Source organism: Microbulbifer sp. S227A (assembly GCF_049800935.1).
The window spans coordinates 302,451-315,852 of sequence record NZ_JBNAFZ010000007.1; the positions used below are offsets into that span (position 1 = coordinate 302,451).

At 59.8% G+C, this 13,402-nt stretch carries 12 protein-coding genes; 11 read left to right on the plus strand and 1 reads right to left on the minus strand.

Annotation, left to right across the window (positions count from 1 at the left end):
• Positions 1 to 6: 6 nt before the first annotated feature.
• A complete protein-coding gene (gene queG / locus ACP15R_RS17850; RefSeq protein WP_224867702.1) occupies positions 7 to 1,119 on the minus strand; it encodes a tRNA epoxyqueuosine(34) reductase QueG in 1,113 nt (370 codons plus the stop codon).
• 121 nt (positions 1,120 to 1,240) lie between these two features.
• Between queG and ACP15R_RS17855 the strand changes: the two genes are divergently transcribed.
• The 11 genes from ACP15R_RS17855 to ACP15R_RS17905 all read left to right on the plus strand — a co-directional run bounded on the left by ACP15R_RS17855 (position 1,241) and on the right by ACP15R_RS17905 (position 13,370).
• Positions 1,241 to 2,764, plus strand: coding sequence for an NAD(P)H-hydrate dehydratase (locus ACP15R_RS17855; protein WP_224868659.1), 1,524 nt, complete (start codon positions 1,241 to 1,243; stop codon positions 2,762 to 2,764).
• A 35-nt stretch (positions 2,765 to 2,799) separates the two neighbouring features.
• Positions 2,800 to 3,297 carry a tRNA (adenosine(37)-N6)-threonylcarbamoyltransferase complex ATPase subunit type 1 TsaE gene (gene tsaE / locus ACP15R_RS17860; protein ID WP_263600890.1) on the plus strand — a complete coding sequence of 166 codons (498 nt, stop codon included), beginning with the start codon at positions 2,800 to 2,802 and terminating at the stop codon, positions 3,295 to 3,297.
• A gap of 53 nt (positions 3,298 to 3,350) precedes the next feature.
• Positions 3,351 to 4,682, plus strand: coding sequence for an N-acetylmuramoyl-L-alanine amidase (locus ACP15R_RS17865; protein ID WP_263600889.1), 1,332 nt, complete (start codon positions 3,351 to 3,353; stop codon positions 4,680 to 4,682).
• A 98-nt stretch (positions 4,683 to 4,780) separates the two neighbouring features.
• Entirely contained in the window at positions 4,781 to 6,685 is a 1,905-nt protein-coding gene (gene mutL / locus ACP15R_RS17870; RefSeq protein ID WP_224867698.1) for a DNA mismatch repair endonuclease MutL, read from the plus strand.
• Between the two features lie 43 nt (positions 6,686 to 6,728).
• The gene (miaA, locus tag ACP15R_RS17875; protein ID WP_224868655.1) at positions 6,729 to 7,652 is read left to right on the plus strand and encodes a tRNA (adenosine(37)-N6)-dimethylallyltransferase MiaA; all 924 of its coding nucleotides are present in this window, start codon (positions 6,729 to 6,731) and stop codon (positions 7,650 to 7,652) included.
• 181 nt (positions 7,653 to 7,833) lie between these two features.
• Positions 7,834 to 8,121 carry an RNA chaperone Hfq gene (gene hfq, locus ACP15R_RS17880; RefSeq protein ID WP_010132407.1) on the plus strand — a complete coding sequence of 96 codons (288 nt, stop codon included), beginning with the start codon at positions 7,834 to 7,836 and terminating at the stop codon, positions 8,119 to 8,121.
• Positions 8,122 to 8,297: 176 nt separating this feature from the next.
• Positions 8,298 to 9,635, plus strand: coding sequence for a ribosome rescue GTPase HflX (gene hflX, locus ACP15R_RS17885; RefSeq protein ID WP_224867696.1), 1,338 nt, complete (start codon positions 8,298 to 8,300; stop codon positions 9,633 to 9,635).
• A 90-nt stretch (positions 9,636 to 9,725) separates the two neighbouring features.
• Positions 9,726 to 10,880: an FtsH protease activity modulator HflK gene (gene hflK / locus ACP15R_RS17890; RefSeq protein ID WP_224867694.1), complete on the plus strand. Its 1,155-nt coding sequence runs from the start codon at positions 9,726 to 9,728 to the stop codon at positions 10,878 to 10,880.
• Positions 10,881 to 10,891: 11 nt separating this feature from the next.
• Positions 10,892 to 11,767, plus strand: coding sequence for a protease modulator HflC (hflC, locus tag ACP15R_RS17895; RefSeq protein ID WP_224867692.1), 876 nt, complete (start codon positions 10,892 to 10,894; stop codon positions 11,765 to 11,767).
• Between the two features lie 163 nt (positions 11,768 to 11,930).
• Positions 11,931 to 12,116, plus strand: a complete 186-nt coding sequence (locus tag ACP15R_RS17900; protein WP_222229372.1) for a DUF2065 domain-containing protein — start codon at positions 11,931 to 11,933, stop codon at positions 12,114 to 12,116.
• 63 nt (positions 12,117 to 12,179) lie between these two features.
• Complete coding sequence (locus ACP15R_RS17905; RefSeq protein ID WP_224867688.1) at positions 12,180 to 13,370, plus strand: ATP phosphoribosyltransferase regulatory subunit; 1,191 nt, start codon at positions 12,180 to 12,182, stop codon at positions 13,368 to 13,370.
• Positions 13,371 to 13,402: the final 32 nt, after the last annotated feature.

Below are 13,402 nucleotides of genomic sequence, written 5' to 3' on the forward strand. Positions count from 1 at the left end.
GCAGATTCAGCTGCGTTTAATTTTACGCTTCCTGCGCCGTCCACTGCGCAAGCGCGCTAGTGCCCACTGGATGTGCTCGGCCACCAGCGGCGTCGCTGAGTCGAGTTGCTCTTCGAGTACGGTGATCACTTCCGGGGTGGCATCGGCATTTCCCAGCGCTACCGCCAGGTTGCGCTGCCAGCGTTCAAATCCAATGCGGCGAATCGCCGATCCCTCGGTCTTTTTCAGGAATTCTTGTTCCGTCCAGCGAAACAGGTCTGTCAGTTCGCCACTGTCGAGGCCGTGGCGCGGGTGAAAGTCCTGTTCCGCGGTGGGTTTGGCGAACTTGTTCCAGGGGCAGATGATCTGGCAGTCGTCGCAACCAAATACCCGGTTGCCCATGGGTTCACGCAATTCCTCGGGGATCGGGCCTTTGTTTTCAATGGTGAGATAGGAAATGCAGCGGCGTGCGTCCAGGGTGTAGGCATCGATAAACGCATCGGTGGGGCACACCTTGAGGCAGGCGGTGCACTCGCCGCATTGATTGGGCTCGTCACTTACATCCACCGGTAGTGGCAGATTGGTGTAAATCTCGCCGAGAAAAAACCAGCTGCCGGCCTGGCTGTTGATCACCATGCAGTTTTTACCGATCCAGCCGAGCCCGGCTTTCTCCGCCAGTGCCCGCTCCATTACCGGCGCGCTGTCGGTAAAGGCGCGCCCCCGGGTAGGGATACCGCGCTCTTCACAATACCGGTCGATCTGTTGCGCCAGTTGCGCCAGTCGCTTGCGGATGAGCTTGTGGTAATCGCGGCCGTTGGCGTAGCGGGAAACATAGGCCTTGCCGGGGTCTTTCAGCACCTGCACCGGCTGGGTATCCGGAGGCAAATAGTCCAGGCGCACGCTGATCACCCGTAGCGTGCCCTCTTCGAGCAAGTCCGGCCGCCAGCGCTTGTCGCCATGGGCGCCCATCCACTCCATATCGCCGTTGTAACCCGCATCCAGCCAGTGCTGCAGGCGCTCGCCGTGTTTTTCCAGCTGGCAATCGGTAATCCCCACCTGCTGGAAGCCCAGCTCCCGCCCCCACACGCGAATCTGTGTGGCGAGTTCTGCCATGGTCTGAGGGTCGGGGGTATTGCTCATTCGTCGCTATTGGGGAAATTGGCACTGGCCGCGTGCGGCGGTTCGCTGGTTGAGGCGGTATAATTGCCGGTATTTTGCCACAGTTTAAAAATTGACCACAGCAGGAATGCAGTACTCGCTTATGTCGGACACCATGGAACGTCAGAATTTTGCCCAAATCCCCGCTGCTGAGCCGCAAATACTCTACAGCGCTGCGGCCGTGCGCCAGCTCGACCAACTGGTGATTAACCAGCAGAAAATCCCCGGACTTGCGCTGATGAAGCGTGCCGGGCGCGCGGCATTTGACTGCCTGCGCCGTCGCTGGCCAGAGGTGAACGAAATTCAGGTTTTCTGTGGCGGTGGCAACAACGGCGGTGATGGCTATGTGATTGCCGCCCTCGCCGCCCAGCGCCAGATCCCGGTGACGGTGTTTGTGGGTGTGCCGGTCGAGAAGCTGAAGGGTGAAGCGCTGGAGGCATACGGCTTTGCCGAGCGTGAGGGTGCGAAGCTGGTGTCCGCCATTGACGCCATGCCGGCGGCGGGGAAAAACACCGTGCTGGTGGATGCCTTGCTGGGTACTGGATTCAGCGGCGCACTGCGCAGCCCAGTGGATGCAGCGGTGTCACATATCAATGACGCGGGTGTTCCGGTATTGGCTGTAGACCTGCCATCTGGCCTGAATGCCGATAGCGGATTCGCCGAGCAGGCGGTCTCTGCGGACGTGACGGTGACGTTTATCGGACGCAAGGCGGGCCTGTATCTGGGGCGCGGCCCCGCGCTCAGCGGCGATGTTATTTTCGACGATTTGGGTGCCGTTGCCGAGATTTATCCACAGGTGCAGGGTATGTTGCTGCGTCATACTGCGGAGAGCCTGGAGCGACTGCCGGCGCGCACGGCAGACAGTTACAAGAATCAATTCGGCCATGTGATGATCGTCGGCGGTGACCACGGGTTTGGTGGCGCTGCCATGATGGCCGCGGAGGCCGCGGCGCGCACCGGGAGTGGCCTGATCGCACTTGCCACCCGTCCGGAGCATGTGGTGGCGTCACTGACCCGTCGCCCGGAAGTGATGGCACACCCGGTGGTCTCCGGGCAGGAGCTGGAGCCTTTGCTGGAGGTGCCCAATGTTATTGCGGTTGGGCCGGGACTGGGCCGGTCGCCGTGGAGTGAACAACTACTGGCCCGCGCGGGCCGCGCACAAGCGGCGCTGGTGGTGGACGCGGATGCGCTGAACATCTTGGCCGGTGGTCGAGTTCTCGCCGGCATCAAGCGCGATGACTGGGTGCTGACACCCCACATTGGGGAAGCCGCACGCCTGTTGCAGATTTCCAACGCGGAGGTAACCGCAGACCCGGTGGCTGCGGCGCGCGCGATTCAGGAAAAATTCAGTGGCGTGGTGGTATTAAAGGGTGCAGGCACCGTGATTGCCCACCGCGACGGCGCCGATGTGATCAATACCGGTAACCCGGGTATGGCTTCCGGGGGTATGGGTGACCTGCTTACCGGGGTGATTGCGTCCCTTATCGGGCAGGGCATGGCGCTGCCGGCGGCGGCGCGTCTCGGGGTGTGGTTGCACGGCGAAGCGGGTAATCGCGCGGTCGCCGATGGCCAGCGCGGCCTGTTGGCGACGGACCTGTTGCCGCATATCCGCGCACTTGTGGACTGAAGCCTGCGTTGCAGCGTTAATAGGGGCTAGTAATCTTGGACGGTAAGCCTGTGGAAAAAGTGCTGTATTTGCCGGATGAGTCTGCCACCGTGGCGGCCGGCGAGACGCTCGGTGAAGCGTGCCGCGTCTCCGGTATGAGCGGGGGGCTGGTGTTTTTTCTCGGCGGTCAGTTGGGTGCCGGCAAAACCACATTCAGCCGCGGCGTGTTGCGTGCATTTGGACATCGCGGTGCGGTAAAAAGCCCCACATACACTCTGGTGGAGCCCTATGAGTTCTCCTCAGAACGGGTATACCACTTCGACCTGTATCGTCTCGGCGATGCGGAGGAGTTGGAGTATATGGGGGTGCGGGACTATTTTGGCCCCGGTAGCCTGAGCCTGGTGGAGTGGTCCGAGCGGGGCGCTGGCATTTTGCCGACTCCGGATCTGCAGATTGAATTGCAGCTGCAGGGAGAAGGGCGCAGTCTAAAATTAACCGCAGTCAGTGACGCTGGTAATGAGGTGCTGGGCAGGGCGCTTTTCGACCCTGGCTGATCAGGCGTGATGCGTATAGCGCGAGCAGGCGGACGATAAACAGGGCAATAATAATGATTGGAGCAGGGTTGCCGGTGCGATTTCTAACGAGCATTGTTTTTCTCCTCGCAACACTGGTTGCGTTACCCGTATCCAGTGCGGATGTGGAGGGGGTGCGCTTGTGGCGTGCGCCGGACCACACACGCCTGGTATTCGATCTCGATGGCCCTGCGGACCACAAGCTGTTTACCCTGAAGAATCCTGACCGTGTGGTGATCGACGTAAGCGGGGCGAAACTTACCGCGGCAATCGACGACCTGCCGCTTGCAGATACCCCCATTGCCGGCGTGCGTCATGCGACCCAGAACCAGCGGGATTTGCGCGTGGTGCTGGACCTCAAGCAACCGGTCAATCCACGCAGTTTTGCCCTGCGCCGCCACGAACAGCTTCCCGATCGCCTGGTGATCGATTTGCACGACCGTGGCAAGGTCGAAGAAAAAACCATCCAGCAGGTGCAGGTCAGCGGCCAGAAAGACATTGTTATTGCCATCGACGCAGGTCATGGTGGTGAAGACCCCGGTGCGCTCGGCCCGGGCGGGCTGCGGGAAAAAGACGTGGTGCTGGCAATCTCCCGCTACCTGAAAAAATCCCTGGACAAAAAACGCGGCTTCTCCGCAAAGCTCGTGCGCACCGGGGATTACTATATTCCCCTGCGTGACCGGGTGAAGAAGGGCCGCCAGTTGCGCGCAGACCTGTTCGTATCCATTCACGCCGATGCCTTTACCCGTAAAGACGCCCGCGGCGCTGGGGTCTATGCGGTGTCCTCTCGCGGTGCCACCAGTGAGACCGCGCGTTTTCTTGCGCAGCGGGAGAACGAGTCCGACTTGATTGGGGGTGCCGGTGATCTCAGTCTGAGTGACAAGGACGACACCCTTGCCGGCGTGTTACTGGATCTGGCGATGACCGCCACCATGAATGCTAGCCTGGACATTGGTAGCAGTGTGCTGAGCTCTCTCGGCAGCTTTACTCACTTGCACAAAAAGAAGGTGGAGCAGGCTAACTTCTCGGTGCTGCGCAATCCGGATGTGCCTTCGATTCTGGTGGAGACCGGTTTTATTACCAACCCCCAGGAGGCGCGCCGCTTACGTGACCCATCGTTCCAGAGGCGAATGGCAGAAAAACTCAGTGAAGGTATAGTGGCCCACTTCAGTTCCCGCCCACCCGCGGGAACCTGGCTTGCGGCAAATGCCAGTCGCGTTGATCGCAAGCACACGATTAGCCGGGGAGATACGCTGTCGGCGATCGCTGCGCGCTATAACATTTCCGTGGCGGCCCTGAAAAAGGCGAATGGAATGCGCAACTCCATGATTCGGGTGGGGCAGACACTGACGATCCCATCCGGCTAATTCTTAAAGCCCGAAGCGCTGCGGATGCTTCGGGCCCGCCCGGTACACAGAGCCCCTTAGTGGGGGCGGCACAGACGACACACAGCTTTCAAACCTCCATGCCAGAAAATATCCAACTACTCTCCCCCAGACTTGCCAACCAGATCGCCGCCGGTGAGGTGGTCGAGCGCCCGGCTTCCGTGATCAAAGAGTTGCTGGAAAACAGTCTCGATGCCGGCGCTACCCGACTGGAAATCGACCTGGATGCGGGGGGCGTGAAGCGCATCATGGTGCGCGACAATGGCAAGGGGATCGAGAAAGAAGATCTGCATTTGGCGCTGGCCCGTCACGCCACCTCGAAAATCCATGCGCTGGAGGACCTGGAAGCGGTGGCTACGCTCGGTTTTCGCGGCGAAGCGCTTGCCAGTATTTCCTCCGTTGCCCGCCTGACCATGACCAGCAGCCGCGATGAATCCGGCAAGGGCTGGATGGTGACCGCGGAAGGGCGTGAAATGGAAACCCAGCTGGCACCGGCGGCACATCCGCGCGGTACCACCGTCGAAGTGCGGGATCTGTTTTTCAATACCCCCGCGCGGCGAAAATTTTTGCGCACGGAAAAAACCGAATTTAACCGCGTCGACGAAACCATCAAGCGCCTCGCACTCGCCCGTTTCGATGTGTCTTTCAGCCTGCGTCATAACGGGAAAGGTGTGCACAACCTTCGCGGTGGCACCTCAAGGGCGGAGATGGAACGGCGGGTGGCGCAGTTGTGCGGCCCGGCATTTATGCAAAATGCTCTGCATATCGAAATGGAACGCAGTGGCCTGCGTCTGTGGGGGTGGGTGGCCGAGCCCGCGTTTTCGCGCTCCCAGGCTGACTTACAGTTTTTCTACGTGAATGGCCGAGCTATTCGCGACCGGGTGGTGAGTCACGCGGTGCGCAGGGCCTTTGCCGACGTGTTGTACCACGGTCGCCATCCCGCGTTTGTGCTGTACCTTGAGCTGGACCCCGCGGCGGTAGACGTCAACGTGCACCCCACCAAGCACGAAGTGCGCTTCCGCGACAGCCGTCTGGTGCACGACTTCCTCTTTGGCTCTTTGCATCGGGCATTGGCAGATGTACGCCCGGGGGCGCGAGAAGAGGATGATGAGTTGCAATCCTCTGCGCCTCAGGTTTCCGGTGTTGCTGCCGGCGAGTTTTCCGGCCAGGAGCGCATGGCGCTGTCTTCCGCACCGGCGCAAGCGGCCACTCCCGCGTTTGGCGCTATGGGTGGCCTCGGTGCTCAGCCATCAGCGGACAGAATTCAGCAGCAAATGCACAGCTACGGCGAGCTGCACAAGCCGCTGGATTCTGGTGTGCAGGAAGTGCCGGCCGTAACGGCAGGCCCGGCATCGACCGCCGCCTGGTCGCAGCAAGTACCTGCCGAGGCCGAAGGTGAGGCGCCACCCCTTGGCTTTGCCATCGCCCAGCTCCACGGCATCTATATTTTGTCCCAGAACGAGCACGGTATGGTGGTGGTGGATATGCATGCGGCGCACGAGCGTATTGTTTACGAGCAGATGAAAGCTGCCCATGCCGCCGGCGGTATTCAGGCCCAGCCCCTGCTGGTGCCGGTGAGCCTGGCGGTGAGTGAGCGCGAGGCAGACTGTTTTGAAGAGCGTGAGGAAGTATTCACTGCGCTCGGCTTTGTGTTGCAGCGCGCGGGCCCGGAGACCTTAATGGTGCGGCAGGTGCCCACTATGTTGCACAGTGCCCCGGTAGAGCAGCTGGTGCGTGATGTGCTGAGCGATCTGCTGGCCGAGGGCAGCAGTGATCGCATCGGCAATCAGATCAACGAAATCCTCTCCACCATGGCCTGTCACGGTTCCGTGCGCGCCAACCGCAAGTTAACCATTCCCGAAATGAATGGCCTGTTGCGGGACATGGAGCGCACCGAGCGCAGCGGCCAGTGTAATCACGGAAGGCCTACATGGACTCAAGTAAAACTCTCGGACATGGATAAATGGTTTATGCGAGGTCAGTAAGTTGAACGCTTCGGCTGAAGGCCGTCCCCGTGCCATTTTCCTGATGGGCCCCACGGCTTCGGGTAAAACCGATTTGGCCATGGCCATCAGTGACCACCTGCCGGTGGAGTTAATCAGCGTGGATTCTGCGCTGGTGTATCGCGGGCTGGATATCGGCTCTGCTAAGCCGACGCCGGAGGAGCTGGCGCGCTACCCGCATCGACTGATCGATATCTGCGATCCGGCGGAGAGCTATTCCGCCGGGCGTTTTCGCAGCGATGCGCTGGCGGCGATGGAAGAGATCAGCGGGCGTGGCAAGATTCCGCTGTTGGTTGGCGGAACCATGCTCTATTTCAAGGCTCTATTACAGGGAATGGCAGAGATGCCTGAGGCGGATCCCGAATTCCGTGCGCAGATAGAGGCGCGGGCCGAAAAGGAAGGTTGGCCGGCGCTGCATCAGGAGCTGCAGAAGATCGATCCGGAGCTGGCGGCAGAGTTGCACCCGAATCACTCGGTGCGCATCGAGCGTGCACTGGAGGTGTTCCACCTCTCCGGCAAGACCATGACCCAGTTGCGTGCTGAGCAGGAACGGGAGTCGCCACTGGCGCACTACGCAGTGCAGCAGCTGGCGATCGTGCCCGAAGACCGCAGTATTTTGCATCGCCGGATTGCCGAGCGTTTTGAGCGGATGCTGCAAAACGGCTTCATTGAAGAGGTGCAGGCGCTGCGCGCGCGCGGTGATTTGCACAAGGACCTGCCGGCAATTCGAGCGGTGGGATACCGCCAGGTATGGGAGTACCTGGATGGCGATACCGATTACGAACAGATGGTGGCAGCCGGAATCGCTGCCACCCGCCAACTGGCCAAGCGCCAACTCACCTGGCTGCGGCGTTGGCCCGACCTTATTCGAATCGGCGCACAAGAGCCTGGCGGGAAAGTCCGCAAAATCGAGGAAATGTTGCCAGAGGCCTTGAAATTTCTCGGTTGAGCAGCCATAACGTGAGTGGGCCGGTGTGTCCGTCCCAAATCAGTCAGTTATTCACAGAGCCCTGTCTATTTTTTGGCTCTTTTTTATACGCCGCATCACCATGGCCGTTTTTTAGTCCGCGGAATTCGCGGGCGCGATCGTGCGTCATCTGGCGACCTATCTTTTGGCAAGGAGAACAATGATGTCAAAAGGGCACAGCTTACAAGACCCTTACCTGAACGTTTTGCGTAAAGAGCGTATCCCTGTTTCTATCTATCTGGTAAACGGCATTAAATTGCAGGGCCAGATTGAATCTTTCGACCAGTTTGTCGTGCTGTTGAAAAACACCGTTAGCCAGATGGTTTATAAGCACGCGATTTCCACCGTAGTGCCGTCCCGCGCCGTGCGCGTACCGCTGATGAATCCGGCTGGCCCGGGTGGTGAAGGCGGCGCACCGGAAGGCGGTGAGCGCGATAGCTTCGGCGGCTAAGCCGGAGCGGGTGTCTAAGGTGCTGAGTTAATGCTGGGGTTAACCCGTTTTTGTTCAGCACCGGCCCCAGAAAGTTGTATTCAGCGCCCCGGCCCGTCCGGGGCGTCTGTTGTTCGGCGTCAGTGCATTGAATCAGACAGTGTGCGGCGCAACTATTGAGTTCAAGAGAATAATCCTTGTTTTTTGATCGTCCGGAATCCGGTGAGCTTGCCGTCTTGGTCCACCTGGAACTTTCCGCCATCGACAGCCCCGATGACCCTAGGGAATTTGAGGAGCTGGCGCTCTCAGCCGGTGCCGACCCGGTGGCTTTTATCTTTGGCCAGCGCGCCACTCCAGACCCCAAGACCTTTGTCGGCCGCGGTAAGCTGGAGGAAATTCAGGAAACCGTCACCAAGCACGGCGCGGAGCTGGTGATTTTTGATCACACCCTTTCCCCGAGTCAGGAGCGCAATATTGAGCGCGAGCTGAAATGCCGGGTGCTCGATCGCACAGGATTGATTCTGGATATTTTTGCGCAGCGCGCGCGTACTCACGAGGGCAAGCTGCAGGTGGAGCTGGCGCAGCTGCGTCATATGTCTACGCGTCTGGTGCGAGGCTGGACCCACCTGGAGCGCCAGAAGGGCGGTATTGGCCTGCGCGGACCCGGTGAGACCCAGTTGGAAACCGACCGCCGCTTGCTGCGTGCACGTATCGATTCCATTGAAAAGCGTCTGGACAAGGTTCGTCGCCAGCGCGAGCAGGGCCGGCGCGGGCGCTCACGCGCTGAAGTCGCGACGGTTTCCCTAGTGGGGTACACCAACGCCGGTAAGTCGACGCTGTTCAACCGAATTACCAGTTCTGACGTATATGTGCAGGATCAGTTGTTCGCGACACTCGATCCCACCATGCGCCGGGTAGAGTTGCCCAATGTCGGCGCGATGGTCCTGGCCGACACCGTGGGCTTTGTATCCCACCTGCCGCACCGCCTGGTGGAGGCGTTTCGCGCCACCCTGGAAGAGGCGGCTAATGCCTCCCTGTTGCTGCATGTGGTGGACGCTGCAGCGGAGAATCGTCTGCACCTAATTGAAGAGGTTCAGACGGTACTCGAGGAAATTGGCGCGGCGGATTTGCCCCAGTTGCTCGTGTACAACAAACTGGACCTGCTGGCCGATGCGGCACCGCGCATCGACCGCGACGATCAGGGGGTGCCCCGTGCGGTATGGTTGTCGGCGGTCACTGGCGCCGGTTGCGACCTGCTGGTGGAGGCAATCGCCGAGCGCATCGGTGAGCAAATGGTGAGCGGTACCTTGGTTATTCCCCCGCAGCACGCGCGTTTGCGTGCCCAGTTGTTTGCGGGAAACGCGGTACAGAATGAAAGTTATCGCGACAATGGCGACGTAGAACTACAGGTTTTGTTGCCGCGCGCTGAATTGCAGCGCCTGATGGCACCCTTCCGCGAAGTTGGTAACCCACCGCAGTGGTTGCCGGAGAAGCCGGAAGAAGAACCCCGTCCTGAAGACTGGGAAATCGATTAACGGTTACCCGAGGCAAGGCGCAGCCCAGGCATTCAATGCTAGAATTTGCGTCAGCTAATGATTAATAAGTTGCACAGTTGGAGTGAATAAATGGCCTGGAACGAACCGGGTGGTAATAACAAAGACCCATGGGGTGGCGGCAATCGCAACAACGATGGCCCACCGGATCTAGATGAAGTGCTGCGCAAAATGCAGCAGAAACTGAATGGCCTGTTTGGTGGTAAACCTTCCGGCGGTGACGACGGTCGCCCCGGTGGCAATGCCAGCTTCCCTTGGTCGTTGGTATTGATCGTGCTCGCCGTGGTTTACGGCCTGTGGGGCTTTTACCAGGTGGATGCGAACGAATCCGCCGTGGTCCTGCGCCTCGGCAAATACCACAGCACCGAGACCGCCGGTCTGCACTGGAATCCACCGCTGATCGATCATGTCACCAAGGTGAACATGACCGAGGTACGTACCGAGCGCACCACCGGTCAGATGCTCACCGAAGACGCGAGTATCGTGGACGTGGTTCTGCAGGTGCAGTGGCACATCGACGATGCGGAGTCTTTCGTGCTGCGCGTGGCCGACCCGCTGAAGAGTCTGCAGGAAGCCACCGACAGTGCCCTGCGCCACGTGGTTGGTTCCCAGACCCTGAATGGTGTTATCTCCCAGAATCGTACCCAGGTTGCCGCGGATACCCAGGAGCGCCTGCAGGAATATCTTGACCTCTACCTGACCGGCATCCGTGTCGACGTGGTCAACCTCACCGACGCCAAGGCGCCGCGCGAAGTACAGGACGCGTTCGATGACGTGGTACGTGCGCGTGAGGACGAGGTGCGTCTGCAGAACGAAGCCCAGGCCTACGCCAACCAGGTGATCCCGGTGGCCCGTGGTCAGGCGCAGCGGATGATCGAAGAAGCAGAAGGCTACAAGTCACGCATTGTCGAGAGCGCCCGTGGTGAAGCGGTGCGTTTTGAGAAGCTGCTGACCGAATACACCCGCGCGCCGGAAGTAACCCGCGAGCGTCTGTATCTGGATGCGGTACAGGAAGTGATGCAAAACACTTCCAAGGTGATGGTCGACGTGGAAGGCGGCAATAACATCATGTACCTGCCGCTGGATAAACTGGCCGAAAATAGTGCGAGCAGCGCAAGCCAGCGCCCGCAGATCTCACCTCAGGTAGTCGATGAGATTTCTCAGCGCGTCATCAACCAGTTGCGTACCGAAGTGGCCAACAGCCGCCGCAGTCGCGACGTGCGATAAGGAGAGAAGCAATGAACAGTAACAAATCTCTTTTTGTCATCGCCCTGGTTTTGCTTGCGCTACTCGCGGTATCCAGCAGTGCCTTTGTGGTGAAAGAAACTGAAAAAGCGGTACTGCTGCGTTTCGGTGAAGTGGTGCGCACCGACTACACACCGGGTCTGTACTTCAAAATTCCGCTGGTACATGAGCTGCGCAAATTCGATGCCCGCATCCAGACCGTGGATTCCCAGCCGGTGCGGATGCTGAACAGCGAAAACAAGTTCATGATGGTGGACTCCTACGCGAAGTTCCGCATCTTCGATGTGGGCCGCTTCTATGTAGCGACCCGCGGCGATGAGCGCAACGCCGTGCGCCTGCTGGCAGAACAGATCAATAACCGCCTGCGTAACCAGTTTGGTGTGCGCGACCTGCACGAAGTGGTGAGTGGCCAGCGCGATGAGCTGATGGCGGAAATCACCAAGAACCTGAACGAGACCGCGCAGACGGATCTCGGGGTTGAGATCGTGGATGTGCGCGTGAAGCGTATCGACCTGCCACCGGAAGTATCTGAATCGGTGTTCCAGCGTATGCGTGCCGGCCGTGAGCTGGAAGCCCGTGACCACCGCGCAAAGGGTCAGGAAGCCAGTGAGCGTATCCGCGCCAGCGCCGATCGACAAAAGGTGGTTATTGAGTCCGAAGCGTATCGCAAGGCGGAAGAGGTGCGCGGTGAGGCTGATGCCGAGGCCGCTCAGATTTACGCTGAGGCTTTCAGTAAGAACCCGGAGTTCTATCGCTTCTCGCGCAGCTTGACGGCCTATAAAGAGTCCTTCAAGAGCAAGAGCGATATGCTGCTCATGGAGCCAGACAGTCAGTTCTTCCGTTACCTGAAGGATCCGTCCGGACAATAACGAAGACAGTTTCGACTATTTCGTGGCCACTTCAGTGGCCACACCTCCACATTTTAGTGGTAAAATCCCCAAAACCGGGCCGGCGCCCGGTTTTTTTGTGCCGGCCCGTTTGACGAATCTCTTGCTGTACCTCTTTGCGGAATACTCCTGAGGAATGACCAACGTGTGGGACGAGCTGGTCCGGGCCATCGGCCTGGTGCTGATCATCGAGGGCATTTTGCCTTTTCTCTACCCCAGACGCTGGCGCGCACTGGTACAGCAGTTGGCATCTGTGGATAATCGCAGCCTGCGCACGGCGGGGCTCGTTTGTATGCTCGCCGGCACGGCCCTGCTGATGCTGTTTGACTGAGCTTCAGGACCGAGATTCTCCCGGCCGAAAAGGCCGCACCGCTAATTATCGAACGCCCACATCATGACCCAAGCCGAACGCTGGATGCTACCGGATGGCATCGCCGAGATTTTGCCCGCGGACGCCAAGCGGGTGGAAACCCTGCGCAGAGACCTGTTGGATCTCTATCATCGCTGGGGATACGAAATGATCATTCCGCCGATGGTGGAATTTACCGATTCACTGCTGATCGGTATGGGGCGCGATGTGGACCTGAGTACCTTCCGGGTGACCGACCAGTTGTCCGGTCGCAGCCTGGGTATCCGCGCGGATATCACGCCGCAGGCCGCGCGCATCGATTCCCACAGTTTCCCCAGGAGTGGCGCCAACCGCCTGTGTTACGCCGGTCAGGTGTTGTACACCCGCCCGCGTTCGCCGATGGGCCCGCGTGCGCCGATTCAGATTGGTGCCGAGTTGTATGGCGTCGAGAGCCTGCAGGGCGACATCGAAGTCATCAGCCTGATGGTAGAGACCCTGCGCACCGCGGGTATCCGCGAGATCCATCTGGATCTGGGCCACGTGGCGATTTTCCGCAGCCTTGCGGAGGCCGCACAACTGGATGAAGCCCAACAGAGCGCACTGACCGCACTGCTGCAGAGCAAGGCGGTGGCGGATATCGAGCGCTGGGTGGAAGAGAATATTGCCAGTGCGCAGGCAGCGAAGTGGCTGCGTAACCTGCCTCGCCTTGCCGGCGGCAGTGAGTGTCTGGCGCGCGCCAGTGAACTTTTTGCCGATGGCCCCGAGGCCCTGCGCAATGCACTGGACGAATTGCAGCAGGTCGCGGACGCGGTGGCGCGTCGTTATCCACAGGTAGAGCTGTTTTTTGACCTGGGTGAAATGCGCGGCTACGACTACGAGACCGGCCTGGTATTTGCCGCCTACTCCCCGGGGCACGGGCAGGCGCTGGCTAACGGTGGCCGCTACAACGGTATCGGTGCTGTGTTTGGTCGCGACCGTGCAGCCACCGGTTTCAGTACTGACCTGGTGGCCATCAATACCCTGGGGCAGAACGGCGGAGCCGAAGCCGCTGCGATTCTCGCCCCTGCCAACGACTGCGCGCAGTTGTGGCAAACCATCGGTGCTCTGCGCGCCGACGGCGAGATTGTCATCAGCACCATGCCTGGCGAAGGCAGTGGCGACACCGAAACCCTGGCCCGCTGTGACCGCGAACTGGTGCGCGAAGGCGACGACTGGGTGGTGAAACCACGGGGCTGAAGCCTAAGCTATTCGATTGAGTCGAACTTTTT